Source organism: Salinicoccus siamensis, assembly GCF_055391965.1.
The window spans coordinates 1920561-1934976 of the sequence record NZ_AP043765.1; the positions used below are offsets into that span (position 1 = coordinate 1920561).

Here is a 14416-nt window from a genome sequence, read left to right on the forward strand (position 1 = left end):
ACAGGCATGCTCATCGATTTCGTACTCAATATATCCATCACGATCAGTGGTATCTACCTGTTCCATCGCCTGCAGTATATCGAAGATCGCAAATTCATGGATTCCGATGTTTTCCAGGCGCTGCTGATGACCACCATAGCTGTTCTGCTGTTGATGGTGCCGCTGCACTTGGCGGGGATGACGTTCAGCCTATATTTCATACCTTTGTTGATCCTGATCAAGTACAGCGCCACACACCTCATCATCGGCGCTGTCGGGGTCGTCTACCTCTTTCATCATATTATCTTTGATTTCGAGTGGCAGATCTATCTGATATTCTTCATCCTTTATTTTTTCATCATGATGATTCTGCCTTTCGTCCGTATCCGGAAACTACAATCACTGACAGCAACCACCGTCATCTTTACGCTGTTTTACGTAATCAGCATTCATATGTTCGTTCAGCCCCTTACCTTATGGCAGATGTTTCTGTTCATCGGGGCAAGTACGGTGGTGATGTTTACTGCCGTGATGATGTATGAAGACGTAAATGCCATCCTTGCCCTTTTGAAACGGTATGAAGAAGAAGAGTACAAAGATTTCCTGACCCAACTCGGCAATGTTAAATCCCTTGATAATGCGGTCACCGAACTCATGGACGAATCCGATACACTCAGCCTTCTGCTTATTGATATAGACAATTTCAGTCTGATCAACGATAAATATACCCATACTTCTGGCGATGCCCTGATTAAACAGATGGCCCATCTACTGGATAATCATGTACCGAGTGGCGGCACTTTATACAGGAGTAGCGGAGAAGAGTTTTCGATGGTGATGAAAGACCTCTCATTCGACCGTACGGTGCGCCTGGCTGAAGCGATTCGCAATAGCGTAGAGCGGGCGCGTTTCCATGTCAGCGAAACCGAGAATGTCCGGCTGACGGTGTCCATAGGCATCGCCTATCAACCCGTGATCCCGGAAACGAAAGGCAGGTTGTTCAAGGAGGCAGATGATATGCTTCACGCCGCGAAGAAACAGGGAGAGAATAGAGTGATGTTCAATCCATTATAAAAAAACCAGGACATTGTCCTGGTTTTAATCTTCAACGGCAGAAAGGTTTTTAAGTGTAATGTTATTATGCGAATCTTGCCATCTCACTTCTTCATCCTCAAAATAGAACGCCTGCGGCGATTCGTGTTTTACGTTGAAGTTCTCTGCAATATAATCGGAGAGATCACGGTTATTTTGTACGATAAGATAATAGCCGTCCATATCCCTTTCATAATGGAATTTTTGGAACTCTTCGAAGGCAGCTGCTGAAATTGGACAAGTACTGCTATGCTTCATGAAGAAAAAATTCTTTTTTTCCTGCAACAACTTTTGAAATGACTCAATCGATGTTGTCTTGGTTATCATTTCATCACCTTCTCATTAACTTCTCATTAAGCTCTTAATAACTTATCATTTATGCTACTATTTGGCAAATCCGATTATGGATTATGTTATAATGACTTCGATTGGAGGATTCATATGAATAACAAACCACTGAAAAGATGTACATTTCTGGATACTATAAATGCATCTCTTTTGATCATCGTCCTTTTGTTCATGCTTGATTTTGAAAATAATGCGACTGTTACAATCATTCTTCTTGCTGTATTCGCTTTCTGGATTGTTACGGTAATCCTACGGAACATCTTCATTTCAAAGATTGAAAAGGATCCGAACCATCCTATGCATGATAACCAGTCTGAAGAGAATAAGAAATAGAAGACGGGCTTTTAGAGCCCGTCTTCTATTTCCTTCAGACCTTTCCAGTACTGGTCGTCCAACTGACTGTAGGTGCTCTTATAAGGTAGGATATTCTGGAGCTGAAGTTGTTGGAGTTGCTCGTTATACTCCATGGCCTTCGTGCGTTCCTGATAATATTTTTCGAAACCGTAATACATCTCCAGAGTCAAACTCCTCACCTGCATAGCAATTTCAGTTTCGAGGTTCACTTGGTTGAGGGAGCGGATGTGCCTATCTACAAGCGGCAATATCACTTCGTTGATGTAGGTGGTCCTATCATCACGCGGTTCATTTTGTTTAAGCTGCTCTGATTTTCCATCCAGTTCTTCACTGTTTGAATTTATCTGTTTGATTAATTCATCAGTTTCGCCCCCCTCCTCACCCTTTCGGAGGTCTTCAATCACCTGATCCCGCTCTTCCTGATTCTCCATGAACGTCTGGCTCAACTCTATCAATGTCTCATTTGACAGCGCAGATTTATAGTATGTTTCGACATATCCATTTAACTCATCAACAAATTTCCCTTTCAATTCCAAACTCTCTTTGTAGGTTTCATGAATCTCCCGTAAATCCTCTTCTACCACTTCGACTTGCTCCATTTCCGTGTTCATCTCTTCAATGAGCGGTTCCACTTCTTCACTGAGCATGTCATTGAGGGAAGAGAGTTTGTCCAAATCAACCTCCGGGTCCCTTGCTGATGTTTCTTCAACCAAGGCTTCAAGGTCAATCTGATTTATTTTTTCGTTAAATTCTTCGTCTAATTCATGGATGGTACTCATATCACCCATATACTCGTCATAATTTGCTTGAAATCCTCTGTCGCAACCGCTCGCCAACAGGAATAAAGCCATGAAGATTATGCCTATGATACCTTTTTTCATATGCATGGAGGCCACACTTTCCTATAATTATGGATTCTTAAGCTCGCACAACAAATAAAATATAGCACATAATGGAAGCGCCCGCCAATTCCATTGGCAATGTGTGAGCCATTACATTATAATATTATGTAGGTATTTTCTCTTGAAAGGACATATTAAGGTGGATTACAAAAAAATTGCAGAAAATTTAAGTGCTTTACTTGTCAAAGGTACGTTTAAAACTGATGTGCCCCTAAAAAAATATACATATACCGAGACTGGCGGAGTAGCAGATTTCTATGTCACAGTATATGATTTTGAGGAAGCTTCCCGCGTTCTTGAATACAGCTACAATAATGGTATCCCGGTTACCTATTTAGGCAATGGTTCAAATATCATCATCCGTGATGGCGGCATCAGAGGCATTGTTCTCAATATGCTTAAGTTGGACCATATAGAAGTCGATGCGGATGTTTTGACGATCGGCAGCGGTCGCGCCATCATCGATGCTTCAAACTTTGCCAGGGACTATTCGCTGTCAGGCCTCGAGTTTGCATGCGGTATTCCAGGTAGTGTCGGTGGTGCTGTCTATATGAATGCCGGAGCATATGGCGGAGAAGTGAAAGATTGTCTGTTGGAAGTTACTGTCCTTGATGAGTCTGGTAAAAAGATCGTCCTTAAAAATGGCGAACTTGGACTCGGTTATAGGAAAAGTGTGGTGCAGGAAAATGGTTATGTAGTGGTGGAGGCTAAGTTTGCCTTGAGCTCGGGAAACAAGGATGATATACAAGCTGTCATGGATGATCTTACGGAACGGCGGGAACGGAGGCAACCCTTGGAGTATCCCTCCTGCGGTAGTGTCTTTCAAAGACCACCGGGGAATTTTGCTGGTAAACTTATCCAAGATGCCGGTCTTCAGGGCTATCGCATCGGTGGCGTGGAAGTTTCAAAGAAACATGCTGGCTTCATGGTCAACGTCGACAGCGGCTCTGCCAGTGACTATGAAGAACTGATACAACATGTACAAGACAAAGTCTTCAGTGAATTCGGTGTCTGGTTGAACCGGGAAGTCCGGATTATCGGCGAACCTGTCTACAGACAATCCAAACGCTATGAACAATAAAAAAAGACCCTAAGGGTCTTTTTTTATTATTCCAAAGCTTGTTCTACTTCTTCTAGCTGGCCGATGGTCGTCATTACGCCACCTGAAGCAAGATACCAAAGTTTCGCATCAAGCTCTACGACCTTGTCATTTTCAATCGCATCCACGTTCTGCATGACTGAATTATCCAATACGTCGCCAGATGAAGATTCTCCACCTATGGCACTTCCTCTATCCAACGCCAAAATGATGTCTGGGTTCTTATCATTAATATATTCATAGCTTATTGCTTGTCCATGTCCTTTATCGGCAGTCTCATCATCTGATGGTTTGATGCCAAGATTGTCGTATAGGAAACCATAGCGTCCTCCAGGACCAAATACTGAAAGTTCTCCTTCATTAGCCATAACGAACATCATCGATTCATCAGCATTTTCAGCTTTTTCTTTGACTTCTTCAATTTTTGCATCAAAGTCTTCTATAAGTGCTTCTGCTTCAGAAGATTTATCATAGATCTTGCCGAGCATTTCTGTATAATGACGGATATCATCGAAGTAGTTCTCACTGGATGGAGAAACATATAGAATTTTAGCATCCGGTGCCGCTTTTTCAAATTCGCTTACCATCTGAGAAGTCGCCTGACGACCTGAAATAAGAATTACTTCAGGTTGAAGTTCTGCGATCTTTTCAAAGTTCGGATCTTTCAGAGTACCCAGATTCTCGTATTTATCATCAGAAAATTTATCGAGTTGATCTGGTATGGTACTTGTTCCTTCACCTTTAGGTAGGCCGACTACACTATCGGCTTCTCCGAGCTCATCGATTGTAGAGAGTGCACCATAATCGAATACAGCTACACTTTCTGGGTTTTTCGTCACTTCAACCGTTTCGGAAACTTCCTCACTCGCTTCTTCGTCATCGGAAGACTCGTCAGAAATCATATAATTATTCTTGACCTCAACTGTTTCCTTATCTGAACTTGAACCTTCGGCTGCTTCTTCTTCCGATGTTCCTTCAGTATTGCCGCAAGCGGCAAGGATCATGATCATCATGATCGCTAGCAATAAATAAAATTTCTTCATTTCCATTCCTCTTTCCTATGTGTCTTTAGCCCCCACTAAAAACATCCATATATCCGGTAAGAACCCATCACCTCCCTTAATGTCTATGTTCGTATTAGGCACGTGCCTGGTCCTCGATGAAATCATCTACAGTTGCATTCTCATGCTCATCGAAATAGACGCATATCTGCTGTCCATAGATGCATTCTATATTGATATCCATCTCATAGATGTCTTCTAGAACCTCTTTTCTGATGACATCATCTTTTTTGCCACTGACTGCGATTTTGCCATCTTTCATTGCAACAATGTTATCTGAATAGCATGAAGCAAAATTTATATCATGTATCACTATAATAATTGTTTTGTTGCGTTCACGCACGAGACGCCTTAAAATCTGCATTATCTGCACAGAATGCTTCATATCAAGGTTGTTAAGGGGCTCGTCCAGGAAAATATATTCTGTATCCTGGGCGATTGTCATGGCTATATAGACACGTTGCCTCTGCCCACCTGACAGTTCGTCGATATAACGGTCTTCAAACTCTTCCAATTCCATATAGCTGATGGCTTCATCTATGATTTCATTATCTTTTTGCGTAAGACGACCTTTTGAATAAGGGAAACGACCGAAAGAGATCAGTTCCCTGACAGTAATCTTCAGATCCATATTATTGGACTGCTTTAGGATCGCAATCTTCTTGGCTAGGGCATCGCTTGGAGCATTGAGTATGTTTTTACCTTCCAGGAGAACTTCTCCACTATCATGGTTCAAAAGACGTGTGACCATGGACAATACTGTACTCTTACCTGCACCGTTCGGGCCAATGAAAGAGGTCACCTTACCCTTGGCAATTGAAACGGATACGTCGTTGACTACTTTTTTCTGGCCATAGAATTTGGAAATACCTTTAAGATCGATCATCTTCGACTCTCCTTAAGCATTAATATGATGAAGTATACGCCACCTACAAGATTTATGATTACGCTGATTTCGACTGCCTGGTTGAATACATACTGTGTCAAAATCTGTCCGACCAGCAGTGTAATCACTGCAATGAGTGAACTGCCGATAAGCAGGTAACGGTGTTTATATGTCTTGAACACCTCGTGGGCCAAGTTTACGACAAGCAAACCGAGGAACATTATAGGACCAACCAGCGCGGTAGATACCGAGACCAACACCGCAATGATGAGAAGCAGCTGGGACACCTTCCTATCATAGTTGACACCCAGGTTTATTGCATGATCCCGGCCTAATGTGATGACATCAAGTGAATGGAAGTCCTTCAGTACTATAAGAAGCATAATCAGCACGATGCCACCGGTAATCCAGAGCAGCTGTTCATTGATTGCATTGAATGAGGCAAACATTGAGCTCTGCAGTACGAGGAAGTCATCCGGATTGATGAGCATCTGCATGAATGTCGACAGGCTGCTGAAGAATGTACCCAGAATGATGCCGATCAGCAGCAGCAGGAATACATGGTTCCCTGTCATCTTGAACAGGTACCTGAAGACGAATACAGTAAAGATTACCAACCCGATCATGCTGACCAGATAATTCACATTGTCGTTCGTAATCAGAGGAGAGCGTGCGCCTGCAACAAATACTATTACCGTCTGTATAAATAGATAGACGGAATCGAGCCCCATTATTGATGGAGTCAAAATACGGTTTTTGGTTATGGTCTGAAAGATCACGGTTGACAGGGCAATCGCTACGCCCACAATGATCATAGTAGCCACACGGTTTAGACGTGACGGCAACTGATAATAGAGTATATCGAAGTTCAACTGATAGAATGTGTAGAGCCCTGCAATGATGAGTGCTGCAGCTGCAAAAATGATGAGTCGCCTGTTGTTCTTCTTATCATGCATTGGATCTCACCCTCCTGAAGACCATAATCAGGAAGATGAAGCTTCCTATGACACCAATCATCAAGCCGATGGAAATTTCATACGGGAAGATGATGATGCGTCCAAGGATGTCACAGATCATGACAAAAACGGCACCAAGCACAGCAGTCAGAAAAATTGTGTTCTTCAGGTGATCACCCCGGAATAGTGAAATGATGTTCGGGATAATCAGACCAAGAAATGGTAACATGCCCACTGTGACCACCACTAATGCTGTAATTACAGCAGTGATAAGCAACCCAATATTCATCACGCGTTGATAATTGAGTCCCAGGTTTTTTGAAAAGTCGCGACCCATCCCCGCAATTGTAAATTGATTCGCATAATACAATGCAATGATGAGAAAAGGAATGCTTATGTATAATACTTCGTATCGTCCAGAAATGATTATGGAAAAATCACCTTGCAGCCAACTAGATAATGACTGAATCGAATTCGTCCTCAGGCTCAGGAATGTCGCTACACTGGCAACAACGTTACCCAACATCAGACCAATTAATGGAACGAATACCACATCTTTAAATTGGACCCGTTGAATAATCTGCATAAAAAGCATCGTCCCCAAAAGACTGAGTGCCGACGCGAAAATCAGTTTGACGAGCAGACTGGCAGTCGGAAAGAACATGAGGGCCAATAATATACCGAGACGTGCCCAGTCCATAGTACCAGCCGTCGTTGGAGAGACGAACTTATTGCGTGTCAATTGCTGCATAATCAGGCCGGAAACACTGAGTGATGCACCGGAAATGATAATCGCAACTGTTCTCGGCAAGCGGCTTTCCATAATGATATTCTTCTGGTTCTCCGTCAAATTAAATAGATCTCCCGGAGAAAGTTCAACCACCCCGACAAACATCGAGACAATCGAAAGTACTATCAATAATATGATCATGATGTCTAGCCTGAACAGTTTATATATCATTTTAATCCACCTTAATTGATAATGATTATCAGCGATAACCACATGTTCAATTATACACGTCAATGCTCCAATTTCAAGCATTCAAAATCCAATATAATAAAAAAACCACCCGATTGGCATCAGATGGTATCCAGTTGTTTAATTGATTATAATGGTTTCTCCATTCGGCATGTTCTCTTCCCCGTATAGGATGGCCATTATTGTGCTGAGCGCTTCGTGATAAGAGCGCCCCCCTGATTCTTCATAGCGGATGGAAGGCCTGTAGCTTAAGGCGTACACATCCACATCTTCCCTCCGCAGTTCGGCAGCGGTAGAATGTGTCAATGCCTCGATTGCGCCTGTAACTGTGTAGTAGAGGTTCCTTTCGAAGACATCTTCAAATGACGGTTCAATCACATTGATGATCTTCGCATCACTCTCATCCTTCAGCATCGGCCGTAATGTACGTATGCCGAGATAAGTCCCCCATACATGTTCATACATTACCTGGTTGAATTCGTCGAATGATACATCATAGACGGAACGGTTCTCCGTAAAGATCCTATGAACCAATACGATGCCATTCAATGTATTGTAATCCTGTTGGATCTCCTCAACCGTCGCTACCCAATCTATCTCTTTCGCCTGTTCCAAAAACACCACTTTGTGCGTGCCCTCAGAACTTTGATTTAGACCTTCAAAAAGATTTTCCAACTCAGCGTAATCCACCCCCGCCAAAATGACGTTGGCCCCCTCCTGCGCAAGATGCATCGACAGTTCCCTGCCTAGGGGAGTAGCAGCATCCGACACTACATAAGTCTTCTCTTTCAAATTCATCTTATCCTCCTGATTAAAGCGCCATATCTAGATAAATGCTACCTCTATTGTAAACCTTAAACAGCTGCTTTACAAACTGAAGGATGGCACCTCAGACGGTCTATTCCACCGTCACTTCCTCTTGCGGCATCGTATGGAGACTGAAGGCGTCGACGTGTGATATGACTACATAGTCACCCGGTTCATCGAAGGTATAGTCAATCATATATGCACCTGCTTCTGAATGTTCAGCTTCAATCTTCTCTATGCTTTCCTCATCTTTTTTGACTTCAAACACAACCTTGTCGGCATCTGTCACATCTTCATCATTGGACGTGACATGCGCGATAAATTCAGCCGTTTCACCAGCTTCCACCGTTTCAGGCACTTCCAAACTGGCTTCCAGTGATTTAATTTCATCACCACTTGAGTTTTCGTGGCTCATTCCATGATCGTCGTCTGCACCGCCGCCACAGGCGGAAAGCAACAGGACTCCTGAGGTTAAGGCCGTGAAAAAACCTACTTTCAAATTCATTCGCTACATCTCCTTATTTAGTATATATTTTACAGCGTACCATGGAAAGAAGCGCTTTAGCGTCCATAAATATGAACGTTATCTGAAATATATCGGTCCATTCAGGAAGTCTGTGGAATGATTATATTATCTTCTTCATCAAGTTAGCCATCTCAATTGCGCCGAGTGCTGCGTCGGCCCCTTTATTGCCTGCTTTTGTGCCGGCCCTCTCCACTGCCTGCTCAATCGTTTCGGTAGTAAGCAGCCCGAACATGACTGGTATACCTGAGGATATAGAAGCGTTTGAAATGCCTTTGGCCGCTTCATTGCACACATAGTCATAATGGGTGGTGCTCCCTCGGATTATACATCCCAATGCTACAATCGCATCATATTTCCCCGAGTCGGCCAGGGTCTTGGCGATGAGCGGGATTTCGAAAGCCCCCGGCACATGAAACAGTTCGATGTCTTCAGATTTGATGCCATGGCTGAGCAAAGCACCTTCGGCACCGGTAACGAGGTTGGAAGTGATGAAATCATTGAACCGTCCCGCGACAATCGCGATTTTCAGATCAGTCCCTATCATATTGGCTTCTATTTTATTCATTATCATTTCCTCCTAAAGCATATGTCCAAGCTTCGTTTTTTTGGTCTTCAAGTAATCCTGATTGATTAGATTCGATTCAACGATATGGCTTTTGTGCTGTACTTTTATCCCTTCAGCCTCAAGCCCCTTGATCTTGCTTGGATTGTTGCTGAACAGGGTAACATGGTCGATGCCCAATTGCCGGAGCATTTCTGCAGCTGCATCATATGTGCGCAGATCTGCATCGAAGCCAAGATGCTCATTCGCACTGACTGTATCATAACCATCTTCTATCAATTCATAGGCCCTCATCTTATTGATCAGACCAATGCCCCGGCCTTCTTGCCTCATATATAATATGACACCATCTTCACGGCTCATGATATTCATGGCTTTTTCGAGCTGCGCACCGCAATCACAGCGAAGGCTGCGGAAAACATCACCAGTCAGACATTCCGAATGGATTCTGACGTTGGTCTTATTGCCCACCTCTCCATGTACCAGCGCAAGATGTTCCTGTCCGGTCCCTTTATCGATAAAACCGTAAACTTTAAACGTACCGTATTCGGTTGGCATATTTATGCTTGTTTCCAGAGTGACCGCTCTTTTCCTTTCAACATATTTTCTCAATGCCTCGATTGTAATCATCTTGAGGCCATGTTTCCCTTTATATTCAACTAGGTCGTCAACGCGTGCCATCGTGCCATCCTCATTCATGATTTCACATATGACCCCGACTTGGGAGGCGCCTGTAAGGCGTGCAAGTTCCACGGAGGCCTCGGTGTGTCCCATGCGTTCCCGGACACCTCCTCCCTTTGCTATGAGCGGAAAGACATGGCCCGGCTGATTGAACTCAGTTGGATTGACAGTTTTGCCGGTCAGGGCCTGGATTGTCTTGAAACGTTCATGTGCACTGATGCCAGTTGTAGATGATTTGTGGTCGATGGATGCCGTAAATGCAGTTTTATAAGGATCGCTGCTATCCTCAATCATCAGGGAGAGTCCTGCCTCCTCAGCAATGTCGGCTGAAATCGGCGCACATATCAGTCCGCGGCCGTGAGTGGCCATGAAATTCACTTCAGCTTCGCTGATGAATTCTGCAATACCGATGAGATCTCCTTCGTTCTCCCGGTTTTCATCGTCTACTGCGATAATCAGTTTTCCGTCCTTAAGATCCTGTAGAGCCGCTTCAATCGAATCAAACATGGGGTGCCTCCTCTTTCCTCGTCCCTCTAGCCTCTAAAGTTTCCCAGGATAATAGATGCTCTACATGCTTCATCAGCATATCTGCCTCTATATTAACGGCATCACCAGGCGCCTTGCCTCCAAGTGTCGTACTGGATTGTGTTTCAGGTATCAGGCTGATGATGATTTCGGAACGCTCGGGCTGCACTCCAAATAATGTCAGGCTGATGCCGTCTATTGCGATAGAACCCCGGTCCGTCATATATTTTATCAACTCCCCAGGACATTGGATATACATATTAACCGCGCTGCCATCGGCTTCTTTATGCATCACCTTGCCGACACCATCAACATGGCCTGAAACGAAGTGTCCGCCAAGTCTCGTGTTCATGGTCAATGCCCGCTCCAGATTCACCATGCTCCCTGGGTGTATCGGGCCGAGATTTGTAATATTTTTGGTCTTGTTGATCATTTCGACTGTGAAACATTCATCATCCAGATGGGTTACAGTCAGACAGACACCGTCAATGCTTATGGAGTCGCCGATTTTCAGATCATCAAACATGCCTTTTTTTACCCTCATTCGGGTATGCTGTCCTGTATCTTCGACTTCTTCCACTTCGCACACTTGTTCAATTATTCCTGTAAACATATCCTCAAGCCTTTCTATAAGTCAATTTAAGATCAGATTCGAGGCTTTCAACTTTCTCCAGGTCTAGCTGCACAGCAGCTTCCATTTTTGAAATCTGGGATTGATACAACCCATGACCGGATTCACCAAACAATTTCGGGGCGATATATAAGATGATCCTGTCGTATAATTCCTGTTCTATAAAAGAAGTGAGGATGCTCCCACCACCTTCTACAAAAAGGGTTGATATGCCTGCTTCATACAACACTTCCAACACTTCTTCGAGTGGTCTCTCGCCCACTCTGAGGTCACATCGGTCGCTGTATTTCATATTCATTTCGTTCGTCGTAAAAATAATCGGCCGGCTATCATGATCGAATATATGCAGATGGTCATGCAGCACCCCATCCCCAAGCAGAATGATCGGTACAGGACTGTTCCCGCCCCCGTACACCCGGGCAGTGAGGCGTGGGTTATCCCGGAGCAGGGTCGTGCCGCCGACCAGTATGCCGTCGTGGACATGCCTTTCTTCATGGACATTATACCTCGCAGACTCTCCCGTTATCCATTTGCTTGTGCCATCACAGAGGGCAAGCTTACCGTCCAGACTCATGGCGCATTTCAATGTGATTATGGGAGACTTCCTTTTCAAATGTGTAAAGAAAGGATGGTAGAAGCGGTCTATCTCAGCTTCCTGTTGATGTGCGACTTGGACACCGGCCGCGCTCAATACTTCATGCCCTCTTACCTTCACATTCTCATCCTTCGCGGCATAGTACACTTTTTTTATGCCTGCCGCAATTATCGCCTCTGTACAAGGCGGAGTTTTACCATGATGTGAACACGGTTCAAGCGTTACATACATGTCTGAACCTGCAGGGTCTGTATTGCATGTTGCCAGCGCCTGACGTTCAGCATGAGGTTCGCCATATCCCAAATGGGCTCCCATGCCGATTATTTTTCCATCCTTCACTATCACTGCACCGACAGCCGGATTGGTTCCAGTCTGGCCTGAGGTCATTTGGGCAAGTTGTAGTGCCATTTTCATATAATGATTCAATTTCTACCTCCTCAATATAAAAGCGCCGATGAATAGATTCATCGGCGCTTAAAGGATTGTATGCAGAAACAGACATCCGGATATGCGCACGTTTGCTGACACGCGTAATCGATGCCTCATTTTAAGGTATGCCAAATAAGCATACTTTAATCAGTATGTTCCACATTTCTTTCTCCCATCCAGACTTTCACTGTCGGCTTCAGGTTTCCACTGAATCAGCCACATCAATTATAGATGCAGGTCGCGGGCTCTCACCGCCGGTTGGGAATTTCACCCCACCCCGAAAGAATGCTTGTATTAAGTTGAAAAACTCTACTACCATCATAAGATACACATAATTTTTGTCAAGTCGAATTATCTGTTTTAATTAAAGGCAAGGATCTTACGGGGCTACGTTACAGGACAGGATCGTTTTTACCCCAATTATTATTTGAATATTATATGTTTTCTGATTATATTTTAGAATAATAGTGATAATCGACATTAAGTAATGGTGTCGATTCAATTATGGGGAGGGGAGAAATTTGACCGATAACGAAGAATTGGATCGTGCAACTGGAGAAAGGACTGTAAAGAAACTGGATTTCCGTTTGGGACCATTCGGTGCAGCAGTCCCTTTACTGTTTTTTGTGATATGGGCAATAACGATCAGTGTAATGCAATTATCATCAGAAGTGGCGCTTGTGTTGGGAGCCGTGATTGGAGTGACATTGGGGTTGCTCCTGTGCAAAAGCAAATGGGAAGACTATGCCCAAGGATTGTTTGACGGTCTGGCACAACCAGTAGGCCTGATTGCGATGGTGGCCTGGTTCTATGCCGGCATGTTTGCACAGGTGCTGCAGGTCGGGGGCCTTGTTGAAGGTTTGGTGTGGATCGGTCCGTGACAGGTGTTGAAGGTGGCCTTTTTGTCGCACTCACTTTTCTATTGGCAGCAACTTTCTCGACTGCCGTCGGTACCGGATACGGTACAACTGTTGCCTTCTGTACGCTGATGTATCCGGCTGGGGTCGCTGTCGGGGCCGATCCTACTTTCATGTTCGCGGCCATTCTGGCCGGAGCGGTATTCGGTGACAACCTCGCACCGGTATCCGATACGACGATTGTTTCTGCAACTACGCAGCATGCAGATGTACCAGGGGTCGTGCGCAGCCGCTTCAAGTATTCGATTGCTGCAGCGATTCCTGCCGTCATATTATTTGCCATATTTGGAGGCGGAGGTTCTTCTACATCTGAACAAGTCTCAACTGCCTCCATATTGGAATCCGTCACACCGGACGGCCTGATCATGCTGGTACCTTTCGCTCTCGTACTTATACTCGCCTTATCCGGCCAACATCTTCTGACGTCTCTCACATGGGGCATTTTATCAGCCATCTTACTGATATTCGCAGTAGCACCTGGAACACCTGGAGATATTTTAAGGTTCAACCCAGAGGCGGACACAGTCGTTGAAGGGGCACTGGTTTCCGGGTTGACCGGATATTTTAACATGGCCATCCTCATCCTGCTTATAGTCGGTGCAGCGCATTTGATGAGACTCGGTGGAACAATGGAAGCCATAACTGACGGTCTGGTCAAATGGATCAAGAATTCCGTCCGTAAAGCAGAACTTTCCATCTGGGCGATCGTTTCCATACTGAACAGTTCAATAACGATCAATACTGCTGCAGAAATTGCTGCTGCCCCATTCGTAAGGGAGATTGGTGAGAAGTATAAGATCCACCGTTACCGCAGGGCGAATATGCTGGATGCTGTGACTTCAGCTTTAGGGTATATCTTCCCGTGGGGCGCACCCGTCCTATTGGGGTGGTCAACGATACAGACGATAAAGAACCAGTCATATGATTGGTTGCCTATTGTTGAGCCGACAGCAGTGTTCCCATTTGTATTCCAAGGATGGTTCCTTTTCCTCATTATGCTTTTCGCGGCAATAACAGGATGGGGCTTGAGATATGAAGGGAAAAACGGTGAGGAGGTCAAGGAGAAGCCGGAAGACTAGATATTCCG

Annotated in this window: 17 protein-coding genes and 1 riboswitch; of the genes, 5 read left to right on the forward strand and 12 right to left on the reverse strand. The window is 44.5% G+C overall.

From position 1 onward, the window contains the following. Positions 1-6 precede the first annotated feature (6 nt). Entirely contained in the window at positions 7-1053 is a 1047-nt protein-coding gene (gdpS, locus tag ACZ5LF_RS09835) for a GGDEF domain-containing protein GdpS (protein WP_380570012.1), read from the forward strand. Between the two features lie 24 nt (positions 1054-1077). Here gdpS and ytxJ read toward each other — a convergent pair whose 3' ends face one another. Next, positions 1078-1398, reverse strand: coding sequence for a bacillithiol system redox-active protein YtxJ (ytxJ, locus tag ACZ5LF_RS09840; RefSeq protein WP_380570013.1), 321 nt, complete (start codon positions 1396-1398; stop codon positions 1078-1080). A 114-nt stretch (positions 1399-1512) separates the two neighbouring features. Between ytxJ and ACZ5LF_RS09845 the strand changes: the two genes are divergently transcribed. Further along, complete coding sequence (locus ACZ5LF_RS09845; RefSeq protein ID WP_380570014.1) at positions 1513-1752, forward strand: hypothetical protein; 240 nt, start codon at positions 1513-1515, stop codon at positions 1750-1752. Positions 1753-1763: 11 nt separating this feature from the next. On the opposite strand, the gene ACZ5LF_RS09850 is transcribed toward ACZ5LF_RS09845, so the two are convergent. Continuing rightward, complete coding sequence (locus tag ACZ5LF_RS09850; RefSeq protein ID WP_380569225.1) at positions 1764-2660, reverse strand: EMYY motif lipoprotein; 897 nt, start codon at positions 2658-2660, stop codon at positions 1764-1766. A 154-nt stretch (positions 2661-2814) separates the two neighbouring features. On the opposite strand from ACZ5LF_RS09850, the gene murB reads away from it, so the two are divergent. Continuing rightward, positions 2815-3756 carry a UDP-N-acetylmuramate dehydrogenase gene (gene murB / locus ACZ5LF_RS09855; protein WP_380569224.1) on the forward strand — a complete coding sequence of 314 codons (942 nt, stop codon included), beginning with the start codon at positions 2815-2817 and terminating at the stop codon, positions 3754-3756. Positions 3757-3782: 26 nt separating this feature from the next. On the opposite strand, the gene ACZ5LF_RS09860 is transcribed toward murB, so the two are convergent. From ACZ5LF_RS09860 to ribD, 10 genes are all read right to left on the reverse strand, one after another. After that, positions 3783-4817 (reverse strand): siderophore ABC transporter substrate-binding protein, encoded by a 1035-nt coding sequence (locus ACZ5LF_RS09860; protein ID WP_380569222.1) that lies wholly within the window; start codon positions 4815-4817, stop codon positions 3783-3785. Between the two features lie 94 nt (positions 4818-4911). Further along, on the reverse strand, positions 4912-5721 hold the full coding sequence (locus ACZ5LF_RS09865; protein ID WP_380569220.1) for an iron ABC transporter ATP-binding protein: 810 nt from the start codon (positions 5719-5721) through the stop codon (positions 4912-4914). Then, positions 5718-6677, reverse strand: a complete 960-nt coding sequence (locus ACZ5LF_RS09870; RefSeq protein WP_380569218.1) for an iron chelate uptake ABC transporter family permease subunit — start codon at positions 6675-6677, stop codon at positions 5718-5720. The genes ACZ5LF_RS09865 and ACZ5LF_RS09870 overlap by 4 nt, the downstream gene beginning before the upstream one ends. Then, positions 6670-7638 carry an ABC transporter permease gene (locus ACZ5LF_RS09875; RefSeq protein WP_380569216.1) on the reverse strand — a complete coding sequence of 323 codons (969 nt, stop codon included), beginning with the start codon at positions 7636-7638 and terminating at the stop codon, positions 6670-6672. The genes ACZ5LF_RS09870 and ACZ5LF_RS09875 overlap by 8 nt, the downstream gene beginning before the upstream one ends. A 138-nt stretch (positions 7639-7776) precedes the next feature. Continuing rightward, positions 7777-8454 carry an SDR family oxidoreductase gene (locus tag ACZ5LF_RS09880; RefSeq protein ID WP_380569214.1) on the reverse strand — a complete coding sequence of 226 codons (678 nt, stop codon included), beginning with the start codon at positions 8452-8454 and terminating at the stop codon, positions 7777-7779. 100 nt (positions 8455-8554) lie between these two features. Beyond that, the gene (locus ACZ5LF_RS09885; protein ID WP_380569213.1) at positions 8555-8968 is read right to left on the reverse strand and encodes a FixH family protein; all 414 of its coding nucleotides are present in this window, start codon (positions 8966-8968) and stop codon (positions 8555-8557) included. Positions 8969-9089: 121 nt separating this feature from the next. Continuing rightward, positions 9090-9554: a 6,7-dimethyl-8-ribityllumazine synthase gene (gene ribH / locus ACZ5LF_RS09890; protein WP_380569211.1), complete on the reverse strand. Its 465-nt coding sequence runs from the start codon at positions 9552-9554 to the stop codon at positions 9090-9092. 12 nt (positions 9555-9566) lie between these two features. Then, positions 9567-10739 carry a 3,4-dihydroxy-2-butanone-4-phosphate synthase gene (gene ribB, locus ACZ5LF_RS09895; protein ID WP_380569209.1) on the reverse strand — a complete coding sequence of 391 codons (1173 nt, stop codon included), beginning with the start codon at positions 10737-10739 and terminating at the stop codon, positions 9567-9569. Continuing rightward, complete coding sequence (locus tag ACZ5LF_RS09900; protein ID WP_380569208.1) at positions 10732-11370, reverse strand: riboflavin synthase; 639 nt, start codon at positions 11368-11370, stop codon at positions 10732-10734. The genes ribB and ACZ5LF_RS09900 overlap by 8 nt, the downstream gene beginning before the upstream one ends. A 4-nt stretch (positions 11371-11374) precedes the next feature. Next, positions 11375-12409: a bifunctional diaminohydroxyphosphoribosylaminopyrimidine deaminase/5-amino-6-(5-phosphoribosylamino)uracil reductase RibD gene (ribD, locus tag ACZ5LF_RS09905; protein ID WP_380569205.1), complete on the reverse strand. Its 1035-nt coding sequence runs from the start codon at positions 12407-12409 to the stop codon at positions 11375-11377. 163 nt (positions 12410-12572) lie between these two features. Then, positions 12573-12701, reverse strand: a riboswitch (FMN riboswitch). Between the two features lie 232 nt (positions 12702-12933). Here ribD and ACZ5LF_RS09910 point away from each other — a divergent pair. Then, complete coding sequence (locus tag ACZ5LF_RS09910) at positions 12934-13293, forward strand: hypothetical protein (protein WP_380569203.1); 360 nt, start codon at positions 12934-12936, stop codon at positions 13291-13293. After that, entirely contained in the window at positions 13278-14408 is a 1131-nt protein-coding gene (locus tag ACZ5LF_RS09915) for a Na+/H+ antiporter NhaC family protein (RefSeq protein WP_380569200.1), read from the forward strand. The genes ACZ5LF_RS09910 and ACZ5LF_RS09915 overlap by 16 nt, the downstream gene beginning before the upstream one ends. The last annotated feature ends 8 nt before the right edge of the window (positions 14409-14416 follow it).

Bases quoted from the DNA above. Each gene is read 5' to 3' on its own strand.
- gdpS (WP_380570012.1), top strand. From the start codon at position 7: ATGCTCATCGATTTCGTACTCAATATATCCATCACGATCAGTGGTATC.
- ytxJ (WP_380570013.1), bottom strand. From the start codon at position 1,398: ATGATAACCAAGACAACATCGATTGAGTCATTTCAAAAGTTGTTGCAG.
- ACZ5LF_RS09845 (WP_380570014.1), top strand. From the start codon at position 1,513: ATGAATAACAAACCACTGAAAAGATGTACATTTCTGGATACTATAAAT.
- ACZ5LF_RS09850 (WP_380569225.1), bottom strand. From the start codon at position 2,660: ATGCATATGAAAAAAGGTATCATAGGCATAATCTTCATGGCTTTATTC.
- ACZ5LF_RS09860 (WP_380569222.1), bottom strand. From the start codon at position 4,817: ATGAAGAAATTTTATTTATTGCTAGCGATCATGATGATCATGATCCTT.
- ACZ5LF_RS09865 (WP_380569220.1), bottom strand. From the start codon at position 5,721: ATGATCGATCTTAAAGGTATTTCCAAATTCTATGGCCAGAAAAAAGTA.
- ACZ5LF_RS09870 (WP_380569218.1), bottom strand. From the start codon at position 6,677: ATGCATGATAAGAAGAACAACAGGCGACTCATCATTTTTGCAGCTGCA.
- ACZ5LF_RS09875 (WP_380569216.1), bottom strand. From the start codon at position 7,638: ATGATATATAAACTGTTCAGGCTAGACATCATGATCATATTATTGATA.
- ACZ5LF_RS09880 (WP_380569214.1), bottom strand. From the start codon at position 8,454: ATGAATTTGAAAGAGAAGACTTATGTAGTGTCGGATGCTGCTACTCCC.
- ACZ5LF_RS09885 (WP_380569213.1), bottom strand. From the start codon at position 8,968: ATGAATTTGAAAGTAGGTTTTTTCACGGCCTTAACCTCAGGAGTCCTG.
- ribH (WP_380569211.1), bottom strand. From the start codon at position 9,554: ATGAATAAAATAGAAGCCAATATGATAGGGACTGATCTGAAAATCGCG.
- ribB (WP_380569209.1), bottom strand. From the start codon at position 10,739: ATGTTTGATTCGATTGAAGCGGCTCTACAGGATCTTAAGGACGGAAAA.
- ACZ5LF_RS09900 (WP_380569208.1), bottom strand. From the start codon at position 11,370: ATGTTTACAGGAATAATTGAACAAGTGTGCGAAGTGGAAGAAGTCGAA.